This is a genomic window from Actinoallomurus acanthiterrae, from assembly GCF_054775715.1.
Window position 1 is genome coordinate 7,255,375 of sequence record NZ_BAAHCO010000001.1, and the last position, 17,781, is coordinate 7,273,155.

The following is a 17,781-nucleotide window of genomic DNA, read 5'->3' on the forward strand; positions in this document are numbered from 1 at the left end:
CATGACCGTGTTCATCCCGCACTGGGCCGCATCGGCGCACCCCGCAACGCTCCTATGGCAGCCGATCGAGCGGAGATGGGGCGCACGCCTCAGACGGCTCACGAAGGACCGTGGATGGCACCTGCAGCTGATCTATCCGGTCTCACGGTCCTCATCGAACTGACCACAAGCTCGCCTTGTGGTCTCCCACAAGCCGAGCTTGTGGCTGCTCAAGCCGCCGACGCATACCCGACCCAAGCTGTCCGACCACCGCCGATCACCGTGTTCCGACGCTCTGAGGACCTCGAGCCGTTCAGGCCCCCGATGCCGACGACGGCTTCAAGAGGTCAGGGGCCAACTGTGGTGGGAATCCTTCGGGACAAGCGACGCACTCGCCCCTCAGCCAATAGTCGGGTAGGTGCCGTGACCGCCGCTTCCGACACACGCGAGGAGATAGCGGTCCCTCGCTCCGTCAGATCGGGGATGACAAATGGCACTGCTCCTCGCGCACGCGCGGAGCACGACGCGAGCGGGCGGGCACCCAGCGCGGCATCGTGGCGCTGGTCCGGCGTCGGCGCGCCGACGGGCGCAACGGGCGCAACGGGCGTGGCTGGGTCGGGCCGCGTCGCATCACCGACAAACCCGGATGCTCAATGACCGGGTGTGGTCAACCCCGAATCTGGCAATAGCGAGCGCTCCCCTGTGGCCGGTGGTGCAGGGTGGACCAGTGGTAGCTCAGAGTCCAGAACGAGACAACGGACTGGGGAAACGCCTCAGAGAAGCCCTCTTCCCTGTGACGGCCTGCCCCGCCTACCGCCGTTTCCTGGCCGCGCGGCTCGTGTCGCAGACCGGCTCGTCGATGGCGCCGATCGCGCTGGCGTGGGCTGTGCTGCAGATCGGCGGCGGAGCCGGCGCGCTGGGCAGTGTGCTCGCGATCAGCATGGTCCCGCAGATGCTGCTGATGCTGATCGGCGGCGCGGTCGCAGACCGGCATCCACGCGGCCGGATAATGATCATCGCGCACCTGGTCTCGGGAGCCACGCAAGCGATCGTCGCCGTGCTGCTGTTCACGGGGCACGCGGCGCTGTGGCAGCTGCTGACGGCGGGCGTCATCAGCGGCGCGGCCGGGGCATTCTTCGGCCCGGCCGCCCAGGGCACGGTACGGCAGTTGGTCCCCCGCGAGTCACTGCGGGAGGCGAACGCCCTCTTGCGGCTCGGCCAGAACGTCGTGAAGATCGCCGCTCCGGCGGTGGCCGGCGTGCTCATCGCGGCCGCCGGGGCTGAGACCGCGATCGGATACGACGCGGCCACGTTCGTCGCCGCGGCGTGGATGCTGTCGCGCCTTCGGGTACCGCTTACCCCTATGAAGGGCAAGCGAATGCTCGGCGCGTTGCGGGAAGGGTGGACCGACTTCTGGTCCCGTCGCTGGCTGTGGATCATGGTGGCTCAAGGCGCGGCATGCATCACGCCGTGGCTGATCGGCTATCAGGTCCTCGGTCCGCTGTACGCGCGCGACCACCTGGGTGGAGCGCCGGCGTGGGGCCTGATCGTTTCCGGGTTCGCCGCCGGGCTGATCACCGGGTCCGTGGTGGTGCTGCTGCTGCGCCCCCGCCGGGTCGGACTGGTGACCTGTACCGCGACCGCGTCGATGGCGTTGCCGCTGGTGGCGCTGGCCGCACATGCTCCGCTGCCGGTTTTGGTGGCGGCGACGTTCGTGACCGGTGTCGGCTTGGACGTCAGCATCAACACGTTCGGGACCTATCAGCAGGCCGAGGTGCCGGTGGAGATGCAGGCCCGGACGTCGTCCTACAGCCTGGTCGGCCAGCAGCTCCCGATCCCGCTGGGCTACCTGCTGGCCGGCCCGCTCGCTGCGGCTGCTGGTGTCGTCCCGGCGTTGGCGGGCTGCGCCGCGGTGATCGTGACGATCGCGTTCGTGCCGCTGCTCAGTCGTCAGGTCCGGGCGATGCGGCTGCCCGCCCGCGCGGCCGAGGAACTCCCGGCCGCTGGGGCGGTGCCGGTCACGGCTGGGACGTCGTCACGGTCCTGACCTGCCCGGTGCGGGCGGCGAGGTAGAACGGCCGCGCTGCCTCCACGGCGTCCGGCAGCGACAGGATGCCGCGATCGCGCGCAGCGGCGGTCAGCTCCGCCGCCTCGGACGGGTCGATTCCCCACTCGCCGGCCAGCTGCGCGCGGATGCGCTCGGGGTCGAGGTGGTCGGGCGTGCGGCCCGGCCCGGTCGCTGCCACCTGCTGGTTGGTGGTCCAGGCGGTCACGGCCGCCGCGGCGCTCGCGTCGACGTCCAAGAGTCCGGCGGCCTCGGCAGGGGTCTCCGGCCAAAGGCTCGCGGTCGGGTCCAGGCGCGCCGAGCGTACGAGGATCCGCAGCAGCAGTTCCCGTCGGCACAGGTCGGCGATCTCGGCCGGTGTCGCCCAGTAGCCGATCTGCGCGGGCGTGAGCGCGTTCGCGTCGAGTCCCCGAGCGTGGGCGGCGGCGAGCGCCTGGCCCTCGAGGTCGTCGGCGCCGGGCGGGTGGGAGGCGATCCAGGCGAGAACATGGCGGCGCCAGCGTTCGGCGAAGCCGGGGTCGTACAGCTGCGCGTGATTCAGGACCGCGATGAACGGCACGCTCGCCTGCTCGGTGAAGGCGGCTGGCCGGTGGATCGCGATCCAGCGCCGCAGATGGGAGGTCCGCCACTGCTCGGACCGCCACCCGCACACGGGGGCCGTAGGGAGCCGCCCGGCGGTGGCCTGTGTGACGGCGAGCTCGGCGTCGCGCGCCTTGACGTTGGTGACCGCCGGTCCCTGCGCATCGAGCCACGCCATCACCCGTGCATAGGACCCGGCAATGTCGCCGGTGGCGAGGTACTTCAGGGCCTTCCAGGTGCGCCGCTGGAACGGCATGCTCCGAGCCAGGTCGAAGAGCCGGTCGGCGTCCGGACGGGTGATGACGCCAGCGTCGGCAGCGACCGCCAAGGCGTGACGGATGCAGACCAGCGCGGTTGACAGCGGCCGGCCTTCGGGGGTGTGGGCGACGGCGACTTCGTCGTCGGCGTCGATCGCGCCGCTGGCGTACTGCTCGTAGACCCAGCCGATGCCGAGCATGCCGTAGGGGTTGAGCTCGGCGGCGCGCAGTGCGCCCATGCTGGCCGCGCCGACCATGGTGACGCCCTCGTCGAGGAGCAGCAGGATTTCCTTGTGCCGGACGGGTGGCACTTGGTGCCACAGGCCGTCGACGATCACCACGGTGTCGCCGGGCGAGAGGCGCAGGCGGAGCAGGTCGCCGTGCTGGATGGGCGGGTGGACGGTCGCGGCCGGGGCGAGCGACCGGACGCGTGCGGCCGTGATGGTGGGGCCGGCGAACACGTGCAGCGCGGGCGTGGTCATGCGGCGGCTCCGGCGGGTTCGGGGCGGGGGATGACGTGCCGGGCGGAGTAGATCAGGCCCGGTGCGGCGACCCGCACCACCGCGAACGGCCGGTTCGGGCCGGTGAGGTCGACGACGAGGGGTTCCCAGCCGGTGACCTGGGTGATGCGGGTGGCCAGCCACGCGGCGTCGGCGTCATCGGTCGCGTGCGCCGTGGTGTGCCGCGCGGCGATGTCCGGCCACGCCTGCGAAGCGGCGGGGGTGACCGGCGGGCGGTATTGGCCTGGCCGGTAGACGAGGGAGGTGATGTCGTCGCGGGCACCGGAGATGTGGGTCAGGCGGGATTGCACGGCTTCGGTGATCGCTCGGGACAGGGCCACGCCGGGGTCGCGGTGCGCTCCGGAGCCGGACACGATCGCGCTTCCGGCGTCCTCGTGCCACAGGTGGCACACCATCACGGGCACGCCGAACCGGTTGGGCAGGTGCACGAGCTCGACCCACGCCCCGGCGGCTTCGAGTAGTTCCAGGTGCCGGGCGCACCAGGTGTCCGTGACCGTGGCTGGGTCGATGTGCTCCTGGGCGTCGGTGGCCTGGCCGGTCAGGCGGCTGGTGGTGTCCCGCTCGATCACCTCGCACAGCCCGTGGATGATCGCCTCGGCGCGGGTGTTGCCGGAGGCGAGACCGTTGGTGGAGGCGGTGAGCATGTAGATCCGCCACTCGCTGCGGACGTGCCGGCCGATCCGCACCAGCGGGCGCGGCAGCAACACCGGTGCGCCGGTCACGGCCGAGACCGCGGTGATCCAGTCCATGCGGGTGCGGTCGGTGAGCAGGCTGCCCGCGTGCTGCTCCAGCTCCGTCACCGGGTACGGCAGGTCCAGGCCTGCGGCCGCGGCGTCGGTCACAGCTGGGGCCGGGATCGCGCGTTCGCCATGCCAGAACTCGATCGCCTCCATCGCCGCCGAGACGCGTGCCGCGTCCAGGGTCGCCCCCTTGCCTTGGGCGACCGCGAGCGTGGCCGCGAGGGGCCGTACAGCGATGACGACGGGGATGCCGATGTCGTCGAGGCCAGTGACGTCGGCCAAGCGGGTGATGCCGTAGGAGGCGAGCAGGGGGCTGATCGCGGCGAGCGTGTCAGCCGGGTGCCGGGTGCGGTGAGTGCCAGAGAAGAACGTCTTCTGCATAGTCGTCTCCGTGCCGTGTCTGCGGGGCGTCTTCCCAGAGGGCAGGGCAGGCCCGTTGCGGGGCCTGCCCTGTGTTTGCGTTCCTTCGGCCCGAATCAGTGTGTTGGGGCGCGGTCGGGACTAGTCGACGAAGTCAGGCAGACCGAGCTTTCGCTTGGCGTGGCCCATGTACTCGGCCGCCCAGCGGGCGGGGTCGCTGCCGAGGCTGTCGGGCACGGCCGGGTCACCGCCCGCCGTGATCGGGAACTGGCCCTCGTCGCGGAGCTCGGCGATGAAGTCGGCCGGGTCGAAGTCGACCGGCTCCGCCGCGGCGGACGGGGCCGCGGTCGTGGTGGAGGTGGACATGGGGGTGCTCCCTTCCTTGTGGGGGTGACGCGCGCAGGGTCTACACGCGTGAGGTGAAGCAGCAGGTGACCATGACGCCGAGCTGGTCCTCGTACGGCGGGCGCCAGTGCGGGACGCGCACACCGTCGAAGCCGGTCATGACCCGGTGCAGCACGGAGAAGTCGCCGTTGTCGTGGGGGAACTCGGTGCCGCAGAAGCGGTCGGCGATCTCAGGGCTGGGCAGCCACCGCAGGTTCGGCAGCCAGCCCATCGTGCCGAGGTCACCGATGAGGCCGGCGGAGAAGGTGATGGCGCATTTCCCCTCATCGCGGTGCACCTGCATGTGGTCGCCGGGCCGGTACCACTTGTAACCCCAGCGGATCGCGACCATGTCCGTGCTGCCGGTGGCCTCACACGCCAGCTCCATCAACGCCGAGTGCCGTACGAGAGTCTTGAGGGCTTCGCCGCCCGGGTGGACGTGGCAGCGCTGCGGCGAGGTGATACTGCCGTCCCGCAGCATCTGCAGGCCCGGCACGCCCCGCTCCCGCAGAATCGCCTCGCCTTCGAGTTTTTCGGCTTCGGTGGTCAGGTCGACCCACAACTGGTCGGGGATCGCGTCGGCCGGGAGCTGGACGCGACCTTCGGCCAGCCACTGTGCGCGCAGCATTCGCGCCCCCTCACAGGTCCAGGTAGGACAGCGTCGCCAGCACGGCGGAGCGGCTGTCGGTGTGCGGGGCCCGCCAATGGGGGATGTCGTATCCGGCCCAGCCCTGCAGCAGGCCGGGCCCGTGCGGGTGCTCCAGATGCTCGAAGCCCTCCCCCTCGGGGAAGATTCCATGCTCGGCGACGACCTTGCCGAGCACGTCCGGGTAGACGGCCCGCAGGCCCGGCGCCCAGCCCATCGGGGCGAGGTTGCCGGTGAGGGCGAGCCCGACCGTGAGCGTGGACTTCACATCATCGGTGTGCAGGCCCTGGAAGTCGCCCTCGTTGTAGGTGACGTAGACGCACCCGAACGGGACGAGCCGCCGCATGCCTGTCATCTCGCGCAGCACCAGCAGCAGCGCCTTGTCGGTCAGCAGGTCGTGAAGCACCGGGCCGCCGGCGGCCATGTGGCAGTGCGCCGGCGCCGCGAATGATCCGTCTCTGTGTCCGGAGGTCTCGGCCCGCTCGTACGGCTCGGACTGCCCAGCCTGCTGCGCGGCTTCGGCCTCAAGGGCCTCGAGCCGCTCGGCGGGCAGGAAGCCCGGCACGCGGACCAGGCCCTCCTCCTCCCATACGGCGCGTGGTGTCGTCGTCTCGGCCATCGCCACCGTCCCCTTTCCGTTGTCGTCGCGGAGTGGCTTCAGCAAGGAGCAGGGACCGAGCCGGGAGGAGACGCTGTTGATGTGCACGCACGCCTCACCCGAGATGTGCTGTCCGATGCCCTTACCGCGATGCTCAGCTGCGACGTTGGGGCGCTCAATTGGCAGTCACCCTCAACCCGCCGTTGTGGGAAGTCCGCAACCGCCGATCCGCCGAACGCAGTGCGGGCCCGTGTTAGGTTGCGCGCGTGGACTCCACGCGCCGGGAGGAAATCGCGGCCGAGCTCCGCGCCACGGCCGCCGCCCAGGGCTGGACGCCGTGGCAACTGGCGCAGGCCGTTCACGACAAGGCCCAGACGCCGACTCTGCTGATGGCCTGGCGACTGGCGATGGGCCAGGCCCAAGCGGGCGTGGTCGCCGGCCTGCGGGGCTTAGCCGCCGATGAAGAGATCAACTGCGGCCTGACGACGCAGCAGCTGTCCCGATGGGAGAACGGCCATGAGACCCCCGGCCCGACTTATCGGCCGCTGTTCGGCCTGTGGTACCGCACCACCTTGAATCGTCTGGGCCTGACGGATGACCATCCGATCGTTACTCTGATAAAGGACGCCGTCCCGGCCGAGGAGGTCCCAGTGAGACGCCGCGAATTCTTCCAAGCCGCGGCGGTCACGCCGATCCTGGCCCACCTCGAACGAATCCGCGCACAGATGGACTCCGGCCTGCGACACGTCCTGCCGACCGCCGACGTCGAACACTGGCACGAGGTCGCCACCGGCCACGTCGCCTCCTACGGGCAGTTCGCTCCCCGGGACCTGCTGAGCCGGCTCGTTCCCGACCTGGAGGAGGTCGCCGGCCTCGTCGAGCGCTACCCCCGCGAGAAGGAGCTGCTGCTCGTCGCGTCCCGGCTCGGTGGATTAACAGGCGCGCTGTGGACCGACCTGGAGGACGAGCGCCAGGCACGCGCGTGGCTGCACACCGCTGACAGATACGCCGCCCAGGCCGGCGACACCACCCAGCGGTACTGGATCGCGATGGCCCGCGCCATGACCGCCATGTACGGCCCACAACCCGCCGCTGTCCTTCCCATCGCCGCTCGCGCCCGCACCGAACTCGGCGACACGCCGTCCGCACCGGCCGCTCAGCTCGCTGGGCTCGCCGCCCGCGCGCATGCCAGTCTCGGCTCGCGTCACGCCGAGCAGGCCCGCACAGAGCTCGGCCGTGCCGAACACCTCGCCGGGCGACTCACACCAGCCCAGACCGGCGAGCAGTTCTTCGGCTTCCCCGAACGCGAACTCGCCGCCTACGCCTCCTGGGTGCTCACCGCGGTCGGAGACGCTGGCGCATGGGCAGCGCAGGAGCGCGCACTGGCCAGCTACCCCGCCGCCGACCCCATGGACCGGCCGCTCATCCTGCTCAGCCGCGCCCGCCTGCTAGTCGAACGTCGAGAAGCCGCCGAAGCCACCCGTGTTGCCGGTGACGCGATCACCACAATCCCCCCGCAACTGCGCGTACCACTGTTGATGACACAGGCAAACAGCATCGCCACCGACCTCGAAGCAGTCTCGCCCAGCCACGCACGACAGCTTCGCGAGCGCCTGACCGCATAGCCGCTGCCACCGACGTGATCGACGACAGGTCCGAGCCACGCGGGCCTGACCGCCTCGCTGGATCAGCAGGGACGGCGCCGGTGCCGCCCCGCGAATGACGCTGTGAACGTCACCTGTCTGCCACGGATCACTCCAGCGGTTGCCAGGCGATGCACCGGGGGCGGGCGCCAGCGGTATCCATGAACCCCTGTACCGCCCGCCGTCGATGTCGATCTCAGCGTTCGGCGGAAACGGGGAATCGTCGTACCAGAGCTTTCCTTCGTCCTCGACTGCGGGTGAGAAGCCGTTCCGGGAGGTGCTGTAGACGCCGTCGCTCCGTTCGCAGCCGCTGTAGCGCAGTACGCCGACATGACCCCCGGGATCTGGACGGATTCCCACGTCCAAGCCCTGGGACCAGGGTCGCCGGACAGGTGGACATCCACGATGATCCGTTTGCCCACTGGCAGGTCATTCCGGATGCGCTCGAACAGCGCATCCAGATCCTCAGCGCAGGTGGCCGTCACCGGCTCGTTCCCTCCGCCGTGCCACACGTCGAGTGAGGTCACCAGGTGGCTGCACCTCCCGCGTAGGAGCGTACGAAACCGTATGCACCATCGAGTTTTCCGAACCATCTCGATGTATGGGTCCTGAGGAACTGGGCTTTCCTCGTGGCGAACATGTTCGTGACATGAGCCGACAGCTTCGTGTGCGCCTGTGAAGCCCTGCGGTGAGATCCTCTTCCTCTGAGGCGATCATCAACATGGAGGTGTGCGTGGCAACGGCCGTGTTCGCACCGAGCTTGCAGGTCAGCGTCGACCGATTCGCTCGATCGTTGATCGTGCCGTCCCGGTTGCTAAAGCTGCATCCACGCAAGCGTGGAAACCCTGGAGATCACGGCGCCTTAGCGCCCGCGATCATGCTTGGAGTGGTGTCGGCGTTCGAGGGGTTCGCCGAGGACTTCCTGGCGACCGCCCTATATCTGCGGGGTCTCAGCTTCGCGCAAATCGTGAAGAAGGTGAACCTGACCAACCCCAGCTTGCTCGACCTCCAGAAGATCGTGGTCAACGAGTTCCCTGGCCTGGATGTCGCCACTGACTTCGAGGTAGAGGTCTGGAAACCGCCTTCGATCGGGCAGAAGGGGTGGTGGCAGCGCGAACTGATCGGCTGGGACGATGCCGTTCGCGATTCTCAGGGCTGGATCCAGGTCCGACACTGCTTGAGCCATGGGTTGACCAGCGGTTGGCGTAGCGAGGTGTGGCCTGGCCCGGCGACCAAGGGGAACAGCAACCATGTGCCGGCTGCGGCGGACGTGCTGCGAGCCATGCCCGCAGGGAAGCACTCACTAGTGGTCCATGGTGCGATCACGTGTACCCGGATTTATCGAGCCGGAGCCGAGCATGTCGCCAATCTGGTCGCGAAGAATCTTGGTGAGCGCTTGTCGTGGAGTCAGGTCCCCGAATTTCCGTTGGACGCCGCAATCGACTGAGTAGCTGGGCTGGCCATCCTCGCGGTGGCCCTCAGCTCCAGGATCTCGGCTTCGAGGCTAGCGATGCGGGTGTCGAGGAACCGACTGTTCTCGCAGGCGGCCTTGAGACGGCCGGTCAGCTGCTAATTGTCGGTAGTGAACCTCCGGGTCTCTTGCCGGAGCGTCCGATTCTCGGTAGTAATCCGCTCGATGGCGTCGGCGCGCAAGTCGAGTTCGAATTCGCGGATCTGCCCGAGAAGTTGGCCGATCTGGCTGCGCTGGTTGTTGATCCCTGCATAGGCGGCCTTGAGGGCGTGACGTCGTCCGGCATGGGCCGGGAACCCAACGTGATCCGCCGGGAGCCCGGATTCCGCTCTTCGGCCGCGTCGCGGGCGTACGGAGCGTTCGTCGCCGCGTCGGGCCGCCGAACGCCAGCCCGGTCCAGTCCGGCCCGGCTGTGACCGCCAGGTTCAATCATCCCACTCGATACGTTCGGCGGGTGGCTCGGTCTCGACGTAGGGATGCAGGGAGCGTGTCGCCGTCAGGTAGGGGAGGAACCAGGAGCCGACAGGGTCGTAGAACCATTCGAAGTCCAGATCCTCAAAGACGTGGTCTTGGAAGCCGACGTAGGCTTCTTCGACCGTCCGGCCGTCGAGCAGATCGAAGGTGTCGAGGGTTACCTTGGCCTCGTCGATGAGTAGACGCAGCGCGAGGGCCTCGGCCACGCATGACGGCTCGTGCCACTGTGGTTCGAGGAGGCGTCCAGTGATCGTGACGGCCGCGACCAGGAACTGCTTCGCGTGCAACGCCCTGAACTGGTGGGCGTACTTGGCCGGCAGACCGTCCATAACAACGAACCCGTCGCCTTCGGCGACGGTCGAGTGGTCTTTGCACAGAATTTCGATGTCTTGGAAGAGGTTTTCAACCATGATCCCGGCCGAATACAAGAGAGCTCCCGCGGCCAGGCGGGCATGGTCAGCACTGAGCCCGCGGTCGGGTTCGTCGGGAAAGTGGCCGAACGCCGTCAGATCGAACGCTCGAAGCTTCTCGGCGGCCTGAAGAATCTGTGCGCGGGCCTGCTCGCTCTCGTCCTGCAGATCTTGCACACCAGGCTCTGGTATATCGCTGTGCGGGGCAGTGAGGCGTTCGGCGGGGTCGTCGGGAGGTGCGTTGTCTCCTTCGGCGGCTCGGAGGCTTTCCAGCGCGAGCGCGTCGTTCAGGCTGACCTCGCACCTGGTCACCCGCCAGTCGGCGAGCAGCTCGGTGTGCTCCAGTACCCGTTCGATGATCTCGCGCATGGCCCGTTCAGCAAACTCCAACGCCGGGGCATCGGCCACGATCCCCACGGCAGCCCCTGCCGGATGGACACCGACCCGAAAGTCCTCCACCTCGACCCCGACACCATCGGGACCGGTGACCCCATCGACCCGAGCGAGCCCATCTACGAGGAGGTAAGCGACTCCCTCCCGCTGGAGAGGATCCAGCTTGGCCGCATCAGTTGATGTCTCGAGCTCAGCGCTGATCAGGTACTTCATTGCCTTCCCTCCGGAACATTCAAGAGACTCTCGGTGACCAGGCCTCCGTCCTGCGACGGCAGAATGCACGAGTCCCGAGGAGGCCGCCGTCGCCCCAACCTGACCCGCTGCGGCAGCTCCCGTATCTGGCGCACATCGCGGTAACGACGGCCGAGCGTGGATCACACGCGATTCTGTTCGGCGTCATGTCGTCCACGGTGTGGTTCGTGGTCGTGTGCTGGCCGGCATGCACGCCGTCACTCCTCGTCATAGATTTGGGCACGGAATGCTTTTAAACGCGAGCCCGCCTCCGGCTAGGGACCAGACCGCCCTGACCCACGGCGCGCCAGCCCCAAACGACCAATAATGCTAATTGCCGTGCCGCCGCACCAGGTGAGCAGGTAAATCGAGTTGCAGGGCGGAGACTGCACCAGCAAGCACGTCACTGCCTCCTGGGCCCCTCCTGTTTCGTAGCGATTTGGGTAAGGAACCGGTCGATCTCACGGTTGTACCGCGCGTCATGCAACGCGTGGTGCACCGGACCCGTCTGGTCGGGTAGGCACGGGTTACCCAACCGTACGGCCTCCGTCTTAAGGTCACCGGTCCACATCGGAATGCGGTCGGGCGTACGATTCACAGGTCCGTACAACCATGCCAGGTTGACATGATCGAAGGCGCTGAACCATGCCATAGCTCGGGGGGTCTGGCGTCGCGCAGACAAAGTCAAGAATCTCCGCAGCGATGACGCTCGGGTCCTTAACGAACGCGAAGTCGGGATGCTGGCGGTCCCGCCATGCGACGCCCGACGCCGGCATGTCCACCGGCAGGTGCGGCAAGACGTTGGCGCGCAGCCACGGATGCGCTGCAGCCGCGTCAATCGGACCGTTTCCGAAGATCGCATAGTATTCACGGTCATCAGCTGCGACCATGCCGACACTAATCGAGCGGATGCTGCGCCCGTCCTCGATGAACTCCCAGTCATGCCAGATCTTCACTTGCCCTCCCACTGTCGACATTAACGTTCACCGCGAAGGTCACTCAGCCACGTCATTAAGGAAGGCTGCCTCGATACGGTCCAGGTCCTTGATTCGATACACGATGCGGTTAGAGACACGCATGAAGGGAATCCGCTTTTGTCGGCGTAGCTCATACAACTGATCACGATTACAGCCGAAACGTTCAGCGAGACGAAGCTCGGTAATATAGACGGCAGGATCCGGCTCAGAAAGTCGCCGAGGATATTTCGAACTCAACAGAAATCACCCTCTCGCGACGATCAGAATATCTAGCCGCCCCAAAAGCAAGGAGACTGCACCGACGGAATCTCAACATCTACAGTAGGCCCGCATGATCAGCTGACGATAAGCGCTGCGTCAGCAAGGCGACACGTGCATGAATACGTGCTGTATCTGACACCGCCAAACGGAACCACAACCGAGGCTTGCGAGGCGCGACACGGCCCCCATATCAGATACAAGCCCACTCAATTGACTGGTTCACGGCCGAGGATCACACTGCCACCGACCCCGCCGGCTTTTGGACCCAACAAGCACACACCCGACCATGACAGCGACACGCGCATCCCATGGGCCACCGGCGCCTACGGCGTCAAAGACGCCGACGGCCAGGTGATCCCCCGCGCCAGCGATCCTGCGTCAGCATCGCCGTCATCACACCCGACCTGGCAATATGCCCCAGACGCCGGGATTGCCTTGATCATCTTTGTGTGCGGGCCATCGGTCACTTCACTTAGCCCGAACATGCTCCAGCTCCGCGGCCAAGAGAGAACCTGAGGGCCATGGGCGGCTCGCCTCTCCAGTCCGCACCTGCCCGCAGGGCGGCACGGTTGGGCGGGTTGGTGCCCACTCGGCCCGAGGGCAGATCGAGGGTCCCGACCTGGAGCGCCGAGAACCGAAGGGACAACCGCAGCGACAGCGCCGGTGTGAGAATGATCGACACGAGCGGCAGAGCGCCAGAGCCTGTTCGTAGCAGGCCGGACGTCTCCGACGGGCCCCAGGACGACAGCTCGGTGCTCGCCGCAGGTCGATACGGAGAGTGACATCTTTCAAGTAACCGTTACTTGTTTGACCCCGAACCGCCCCGAACCGGGCCGACTGATCTTGAACGATCCGTACCTGGCCATACCCGCCTACGGCGCCGCTGATAGACTGTTCGTGCAGCTCGGAGGGGGAAAGCAGGGTTGACCCGGGAAAACGGTCGGTCTTCCCAGGGTTGGATCAAGGCCAAGACGGGAATCTTGTCTCGGTATCCAGCGTTCACGCTAGGAGAACGCAAGCCGTCTGGGAGGCACGTCACGATGGCCGAGCGCGCACTTCGCGGCACCCGCCTCGGAGCCACGAGCTACGAGAATGATCGAAACACCGACCTGGCCCCTCGTCAGGAGGTCATGTACGACTGCCCGAAGGGCCACCGGTTCACCGTCATCCTGGCCGCTGAGGCCGAGGTGCCGATGACCTGGGAGTGCCGGAGCTGCGGCGCCACCGCCCTGATGGTCAACGGTGAGATGCCTCAGTCCAAGAAGGGTAAACCGCCCCGCACGCACTGGGACATGCTCATGGAGCGCCGCACGATCGAAGACCTTGAGGAGGTCCTGGCCGAGCGATTGGCCGTTCTGCGCGCCCAGCGCAGAAGGACCGCGTAACCGAACACCGAACGCACACGAGCCGTGCCGTACGCCCCTCGGCGGCACGGCTCGTGCGTGTTCTCAGCGCCGCTCGCCCTGACGGTCGTCCTCGATGACCTCGCCGCGCACGACCTGCGGCCCCGGACCCGGCTCCGACTCCGGCTCGGTCGTCCCGGGCCCGTACATGCCGCTCAGGTCCCCGAACCGCAGGCCGCCCCGGCGCCGCGCCGCCGACATCCGCCGCCCGACGTACGACGACAGCAGGCGGCGCACGAGCGGCCGGGTGAACGGCAGCACGAACAGGAATCCGAAGACGTCGGTCACGAAGCCGGGCGTGAGCAGCAGCACCCCGCCGACGAGCACGAGGCCGGCGTCGGCGAGCTCCCGGTCGGGCATGCCGCCGCCCTCGAAGGACTCCTTCAGTGCCCGCCACGCCCGCCGGCCCTCGTGCCGGATGATCCACGCTCCCAGAAGGCTCTCGGCCAGCAGCAGCGCGACCGTGGGCCAGCCGCCGATCAGCTCGCCCACCTGGATGATCACATAAATCTCCAGCACGGGCAGCAACAGGAATGCGAGGAACAGCACCACAGGGAGCATGTCTCCATTGTGGCGTGCCGAATGGACGGTTCACCGGCGCGGCCGGGGGACGAGTTGGCCGTGCGGAGAGTTCCCGCTTCGCTCCAGGCGGACACGCCGGCACTGAGCGCCAAAGAGCATCGCCGCTGACGGCCGGAGCCCGTCCGGACGGACCCCGTATCCTGACTTGTATACGAGGGCGCGGTTCGGCGGAGACGGAGCGGATGATCTATGGCCAAGCGACCGGCTGACGTGGGGACCGCGGAGCCCTCGGCCAAGCCGAAGCGTGGCCGGCGGCCGCGCACCGGCAGCGGAGAGGCACTGAGCGACCGCGCGTACGACCACGTGCGCGCCGCGATCCTGAACGGCGCCTACCGCCCCAACCAGCGGCTTCCCGAAGACGAGGTGGCGGCACAGCTCGACATCAGCCGGACCCCCGTACGTGTGGCCCTGATGCGGCTCGTGGACCAGGGCCTGGTCGTCCGCGAACGCCAGGGATGGGTCGTGCGGGAGCACACTCCCGAGGAGATCCGAGAGATCTACGAGGTGCGGTACGCCCTGGAGGGCATGGCCACCGGTCTCACGGCGATCCGGGCGACCGACGACGAGCTGGCGGTGATCGCGGCGATGTACGACGGACCGCTCGAAGCGTTCACGAACCGCCCACGCGCCGAGTTGGGGCGCTTGAACCGCGACTTCCACCACGCGATCGTGCGCGCCGCGGGCAACCGGCGGCTGCTGGAAGAGTGGCTCCGCAACCGGGACTTCAGCGTCACGTACAACATGGCCAACGTCTTCACCCCTGACGAGATGGTCGTCTGCATCCAGGGCCACTGGAAGATCATCGAGGCGCTGCGCGCGCGTGACAGGGACGAGGCCGAGCGGCTCGCGAGGGAGCACGTGGCGGAGGTCCAGGCGGCGGCGATGCGCCGCTTCGAGCTGCTGGGCTCCGTCACCGGTTCGCTGTGATCCCTTAAGGGACCCGGGGCCCGGGGACCGCGCCCACGGCCACGAGGCACCGCGACCCGCCAGCGGAAACACGTCCGTAGTCCAGGTCTTGCGGGCTTTGGATACAAAGTCGTACTCTGCGCCGTATGCAAGCTTCCCACGAGGTGGACGAGCCGCGAACCGCGAGGTCATCGCGGGAGTCCGTAACCGAGCCCGCAGCCCACAAGCACTCCGTTCAGGAGGAGATGGACGCCGATCGGGGCGCGGTCCTGCTGCCGACGCTGCCCTCCGCTCCGGACCTGCCACCCGAGGCCGCGGGTGTGCTCGGAGAGGTGCCCGCCCGCCTCGGCGTGCCGTTCGTCAGCCCGATCTTCAACGCGCTGGCCGCGTTCCCCGACTTCCTGGTGCCCGCCTGGGAGCACTCCCGGCGCCTCATCGGATCCCCGGCGTTCAGCGAGGCGGCCGCGCGGCTCACGGTGCCCGCCGAGCTGCTCCCCGGCCGCGACGACGCGCTCTCCGTCGCCGGGGTCGACGTCGACCTCGTCCGCCGCTACACCGCGACCTTCCACCGCCTGGTGCCCGAGCTGCTGCTGCTGGCGTCCTGCCTGTACCACGGCCTGACGTCGGACGCGCCGGTCGAGACTGGAATCCTCGCCGACACGCCGGTCAAGACCGGGCCCCTCGCCGACACGCCGCCGCGCGGCGTACGGCCGGACGCCGTCACCCTCGCACCGGCCGCCACGCCGCCCGACCCCGAGCTGCTGCGCCTGTACGAGGAGATCCGGATCGCCCACGGGCTCCCCCGTACGCCGAGCTACTACCGGGCCCTCGGCCGGTGGCCGAGCTTCCTGTCCGCCGTCTGGGAACGACTCGGGCCGATCGTGCGCGAGCCGGCCTACGCCGCCGCCCGTGAACGCCTCCTCGCCGAGGCCGCCACCGCCGCCGCAGAACTGCCGGCGCCGTACGTGGAGACGCCCTCGGCCGGCGACGTCCGCGCCGTCCTCGCCGTCTTCCGGCTCCGCCTGATCCCGCCGCTGCTGCTGGACACCGGCATCGTCCTCGCGCTGCTCGGCCGGCCCACCGATCCGGAGCCGCGGCTCCTGAACCCGATCGTGGCCGTCGGGGAGCCACGAGCACGACCTCACGCGGTCCCGTACCCGGAGCGTGAATCCGGGTCGCTCATCCCAGAGGGGTGCCATGTATCACCAGATCTTCGACCCCGTGTTCGGACGCCTCGGCTGGTCCGCGCTCGTCGCCGCCCTCCCCCTGTTGGTGCTCTTCCTCCTGCTCGGCGTCCTGCGCTGGAAGGCGCACTGGGCCGGGCTCATCTCCCTCGGGACGGCGGCGGTGATCGCGGCGGCCGTCTACGGCATGCCCGTCCTCCAGACGCTCGACGCCGCGTCGTACGGCGCGGCCTCCAGCTTCCTCACGGTCATCTGGATCGTCGTCAACGCGTTGTGGATCTTCAAGTTGACCGAGCACACGGGTCACTTCGAAGTCCTGCGCAGATCCTTCTGGAGCGTCAGCGACGATCAGCGCATCCAGGTCATCATCATCGCCTTCGCAGGGCCGGGAGGGCGACATCTTCCGCAAGGTGATCGTTTACAGCCTGTCCCTGCTGGCGCTGATCGCCCTGATCGTGCTGCTGCAGTCCACCCCCGTCCTGTCCTGGATGCTCCCCTGAAACCCGGAAACACCGAGGAGACATGATGACCAATCGGTACCAGGCCCTGTTCGACCTCACGGGCCGGACGGCCCTCGTGATGGGCGCCGCCTCCGGCATCGGCGAGGCGTCGGCGCGCACGCTCGCCGGGCTCGGCGCCGCGGTCGTGTGCGCGGACGTCGACGGCGCCGGGGCGAAGGAGACGGCCGAGCGGATCGTCGCGGAGGGCGGCTCGGCCACCGGCGTCACCGCCGACCTGACCGACCGGGAGCAGGTCGTCGCGGCCGTCGACGGCACCGTCGCCGCGCATGGCCGGCTCGACATCGGCGTGACCACTCCCGGCATCAACATCCGCAAGCGGGTCGCGGCCTTCTCGGACGAGGAGTTCGACCGCATCATCGATCTCAACCTCAAGGGCACCTTCTTCTTCCTCCAGCGGGCCTCGGCCGTGATGGCCGCGCAGGGGTCCGGCAGCCTCGTCGCGTGCTCGTCGATGCGCGCCCTGATGGTCGAGCCGGGCCTGGCCGTGTACGCCGCGACCAAGGCGGCCATCCTGCAGATGGCCTATGACGGGCACACCGTCTTCGGCCGGTGGGGCACGGCCGACGAGGTGGGCTCCGCCGTGGCGTTCCTGGCCTCCGATGCCGCGTCGTACGTCACCGGGACGAACCTCGTCGTCGACGCCGGCTGGACCGTCATCGACGGCCGCTTCGACCCGGGGCGGTGACGCTCTCCCCAGCGCGCGGGCGCACGGTGCCCGCCGCGCCCGGCGGCGGCCGGCCCCGGCCACGCGCGTCTCTTTACGGGGGGCCCGTCGGCCTCATGCTGATGGGCATCCTCGGCCTGGTCCCCGACCATACGGAGGCATGCTCGATCGTGCGGCGGCTGGTGGCGGCGCTGCCGGCCGGCAGCCACCTGGCGCTCTACGACGGGACCGACACCGATCCGGCGTACGTCGAGGCGATCCGCGCGTACAACGCGGGCAGCGGCGCGGTCCCGTACACGCCCCGGAGCCTGGAGCAGATCACCGCGTTCTTCGACGGTCTGGAGCTGCTGAGTCCCGGTGTCGTGTCCGTGACCCGGTGGCGCCCGGAGCCGAGCCCCTGGGGCGAGCCGCCGGAAGTGGCCTGCGCGGGCGGCGTCGCGCGCAAGCGCTGAGCCCTGGTGGACCGGTCGCGGCGCCCGTCGGTGACCGCTCCCGGAGGCGGGCTCGACGCCGCGCGCCCGGCGGACACCAG

At 68.6% G+C, this 17,781-nt stretch carries 19 protein-coding genes and 2 pseudogenes; 10 read left to right on the top strand and 11 right to left on the bottom strand.

Going from position 1 to position 17,781, the window contains the following annotated elements; translation table 11 throughout:
* Positions 1-772: 772 nt before the first annotated feature.
* Complete coding sequence (locus ACYVF7_RS34210; RefSeq protein WP_460348859.1) at positions 773-2,026, top strand: MFS transporter; 1,254 nt, start codon at positions 773-775, stop codon at positions 2,024-2,026.
* Here ACYVF7_RS34210 and ACYVF7_RS34215 read toward each other — a convergent pair.
* From ACYVF7_RS34215 to ACYVF7_RS34235, 5 genes are all read right to left on the bottom strand, one after another.
* Entirely contained in the window at positions 1,998-3,362 is a 1,365-nt protein-coding gene (locus tag ACYVF7_RS34215; protein WP_460348861.1) for a TfuA-like protein, read from the bottom strand. The two genes, ACYVF7_RS34210 and ACYVF7_RS34215, sit on opposite strands and share 29 nt — an antisense overlap.
* Positions 3,359-4,522 (bottom strand): YcaO-like family protein, encoded by a 1,164-nt coding sequence (locus ACYVF7_RS34220; RefSeq protein WP_460348863.1) that lies wholly within the window; start codon positions 4,520-4,522, stop codon positions 3,359-3,361. Before ACYVF7_RS34220 ends, ACYVF7_RS34215 begins: the two co-directional genes overlap by 4 nt.
* 120 nt (positions 4,523-4,642) lie before the next feature.
* Positions 4,643-4,867, bottom strand: coding sequence for a hypothetical protein (locus tag ACYVF7_RS34225; RefSeq protein ID WP_460348865.1), 225 nt, complete (start codon positions 4,865-4,867; stop codon positions 4,643-4,645).
* Positions 4,868-4,907: 40 nt separating this feature from the next.
* Positions 4,908-5,513 (bottom strand): hypothetical protein, encoded by a 606-nt coding sequence (locus tag ACYVF7_RS34230; RefSeq protein WP_460348867.1) that lies wholly within the window; start codon positions 5,511-5,513, stop codon positions 4,908-4,910.
* A gap of 10 nt (positions 5,514-5,523) precedes the next feature.
* A complete protein-coding gene (locus tag ACYVF7_RS34235; RefSeq protein ID WP_460348869.1) occupies positions 5,524-6,237 on the bottom strand; it encodes a hypothetical protein in 714 nt (237 codons plus the stop codon).
* A 158-nt stretch (positions 6,238-6,395) separates the two neighbouring features.
* On the opposite strand from ACYVF7_RS34235, the gene ACYVF7_RS34240 reads away from it, so the two are divergent.
* Positions 6,396-7,754, top strand: coding sequence for a hypothetical protein (locus ACYVF7_RS34240; RefSeq protein WP_460348871.1), 1,359 nt, complete (start codon positions 6,396-6,398; stop codon positions 7,752-7,754).
* A 127-nt stretch (positions 7,755-7,881) separates the two neighbouring features.
* Here the strand turns inward: ACYVF7_RS34240 and ACYVF7_RS34245 are convergent.
* A pseudogene (locus ACYVF7_RS34245) lies at positions 7,882-7,953 on the bottom strand (hypothetical protein); the annotation flags it as partial.
* A 211-nt stretch (positions 7,954-8,164) separates the two neighbouring features.
* Here ACYVF7_RS34245 and ACYVF7_RS34250 point away from each other — a divergent pair.
* The 3 genes from ACYVF7_RS34250 to ACYVF7_RS34260 all read left to right on the top strand — a co-directional run bounded on the left by ACYVF7_RS34250 (position 8,165) and on the right by ACYVF7_RS34260 (position 9,659).
* A complete protein-coding gene (locus tag ACYVF7_RS34250; RefSeq protein ID WP_460348873.1) occupies positions 8,165-8,293 on the top strand; it encodes a hypothetical protein in 129 nt (42 codons plus the stop codon).
* A gap of 212 nt (positions 8,294-8,505) precedes the next feature.
* The gene (locus ACYVF7_RS34255) at positions 8,506-9,219 is read left to right on the top strand and encodes a hypothetical protein (protein ID WP_460348876.1); all 714 of its coding nucleotides are present in this window, start codon (positions 8,506-8,508) and stop codon (positions 9,217-9,219) included.
* A gap of 152 nt (positions 9,220-9,371) precedes the next feature.
* Positions 9,372-9,659, top strand: coding sequence for a hypothetical protein (locus ACYVF7_RS34260; protein WP_460348878.1), 288 nt, complete (start codon positions 9,372-9,374; stop codon positions 9,657-9,659).
* Positions 9,660-9,668: 9 nt separating this feature from the next.
* Here ACYVF7_RS34260 and ACYVF7_RS34265 read toward each other — a convergent pair whose 3' ends face one another.
* The 3 genes from ACYVF7_RS34265 to ACYVF7_RS34275 form a co-directional block, all read right to left on the bottom strand.
* On the bottom strand, positions 9,669-10,733 hold the full coding sequence (locus ACYVF7_RS34265; protein WP_460348879.1) for a hypothetical protein: 1,065 nt from the start codon (positions 10,731-10,733) through the stop codon (positions 9,669-9,671).
* A 575-nt stretch (positions 10,734-11,308) separates the two neighbouring features.
* Entirely contained in the window at positions 11,309-11,707 is a 399-nt protein-coding gene (locus tag ACYVF7_RS34270) for a hypothetical protein (protein ID WP_460348881.1), read from the bottom strand.
* 39 nt (positions 11,708-11,746) lie between these two features.
* On the bottom strand, positions 11,747-11,965 hold the full coding sequence (locus ACYVF7_RS34275) for a helix-turn-helix domain-containing protein (RefSeq protein ID WP_460348884.1): 219 nt from the start codon (positions 11,963-11,965) through the stop codon (positions 11,747-11,749).
* Positions 11,966-13,029: 1,064 nt separating this feature from the next.
* Between ACYVF7_RS34275 and ACYVF7_RS34280 the strand changes: the two genes are divergently transcribed.
* Complete coding sequence (locus ACYVF7_RS34280) at positions 13,030-13,374, top strand: RNA polymerase-binding protein RbpA (RefSeq protein ID WP_252783493.1); 345 nt, start codon at positions 13,030-13,032, stop codon at positions 13,372-13,374.
* A gap of 63 nt (positions 13,375-13,437) precedes the next feature.
* On the opposite strand, the gene ACYVF7_RS34285 is transcribed toward ACYVF7_RS34280, so the two are convergent.
* Complete coding sequence (locus ACYVF7_RS34285) at positions 13,438-13,953, bottom strand: FxsA family protein (RefSeq protein ID WP_460348886.1); 516 nt, start codon at positions 13,951-13,953, stop codon at positions 13,438-13,440.
* A 210-nt stretch (positions 13,954-14,163) separates the two neighbouring features.
* On the opposite strand from ACYVF7_RS34285, the gene ACYVF7_RS34290 reads away from it, so the two are divergent.
* A complete protein-coding gene (locus ACYVF7_RS34290) occupies positions 14,164-14,901 on the top strand; it encodes a GntR family transcriptional regulator (RefSeq protein ID WP_460348888.1) in 738 nt (245 codons plus the stop codon).
* Positions 14,902-15,068: 167 nt separating this feature from the next.
* Here ACYVF7_RS34290 and ACYVF7_RS34295 read toward each other — a convergent pair whose 3' ends face one another.
* On the bottom strand, positions 15,069-16,079 hold the full coding sequence (locus tag ACYVF7_RS34295; protein WP_460348890.1) for a hypothetical protein: 1,011 nt from the start codon (positions 16,077-16,079) through the stop codon (positions 15,069-15,071).
* Between ACYVF7_RS34295 and ACYVF7_RS34300 the strand changes: the two are divergent.
* The 3 genes and pseudogenes from ACYVF7_RS34300 to ACYVF7_RS34310 all read left to right on the top strand — a co-directional run.
* A pseudogene (locus ACYVF7_RS34300) lies at positions 16,078-16,386 on the top strand (L-lactate permease); the annotation flags it as partial. The gene ACYVF7_RS34295 and the pseudogene ACYVF7_RS34300 sit on opposite strands and share 2 nt — an antisense overlap.
* A gap of 200 nt (positions 16,387-16,586) precedes the next feature.
* Positions 16,587-17,270: an SDR family NAD(P)-dependent oxidoreductase gene (locus tag ACYVF7_RS34305; RefSeq protein ID WP_460348892.1), complete on the top strand. Its 684-nt coding sequence runs from the start codon at positions 16,587-16,589 to the stop codon at positions 17,268-17,270.
* 26 nt (positions 17,271-17,296) lie between these two features.
* Positions 17,297-17,701: an SAM-dependent methyltransferase gene (locus ACYVF7_RS34310; RefSeq protein ID WP_460358259.1), complete on the top strand. Its 405-nt coding sequence runs from the start codon at positions 17,297-17,299 to the stop codon at positions 17,699-17,701.
* Positions 17,702-17,781 lie beyond the last annotated feature (80 nt).

Bases quoted from the DNA above. Each gene is read 5' to 3' on its own strand.
- ACYVF7_RS34215 (WP_460348861.1), bottom strand. From the start codon at position 3,362: ATGACCACGCCCGCGCTGCACGTGTTCGCCGGCCCCACCATCACGGCC.
- ACYVF7_RS34220 (WP_460348863.1), bottom strand. From the start codon at position 4,522: ATGCAGAAGACGTTCTTCTCTGGCACTCACCGCACCCGGCACCCGGCT.
- ACYVF7_RS34225 (WP_460348865.1), bottom strand. From the start codon at position 4,867: ATGTCCACCTCCACCACGACCGCGGCCCCGTCCGCCGCGGCGGAGCCG.
- ACYVF7_RS34230 (WP_460348867.1), bottom strand. From the start codon at position 5,513: ATGCTGCGCGCACAGTGGCTGGCCGAAGGTCGCGTCCAGCTCCCGGCC.
- ACYVF7_RS34265 (WP_460348879.1), bottom strand. From the start codon at position 10,733: ATGAAGTACCTGATCAGCGCTGAGCTCGAGACATCAACTGATGCGGCC.
- ACYVF7_RS34280 (WP_252783493.1), top strand. From the start codon at position 13,030: ATGGCCGAGCGCGCACTTCGCGGCACCCGCCTCGGAGCCACGAGCTAC.
- ACYVF7_RS34285 (WP_460348886.1), bottom strand. From the start codon at position 13,953: ATGCTCCCTGTGGTGCTGTTCCTCGCATTCCTGTTGCTGCCCGTGCTG.
- ACYVF7_RS34290 (WP_460348888.1), top strand. From the start codon at position 14,164: ATGGCCAAGCGACCGGCTGACGTGGGGACCGCGGAGCCCTCGGCCAAG.
- ACYVF7_RS34295 (WP_460348890.1), bottom strand. From the start codon at position 16,079: ATGGCACCCCTCTGGGATGAGCGACCCGGATTCACGCTCCGGGTACGG.
- ACYVF7_RS34305 (WP_460348892.1), top strand. From the start codon at position 16,587: ATGATGACCAATCGGTACCAGGCCCTGTTCGACCTCACGGGCCGGACG.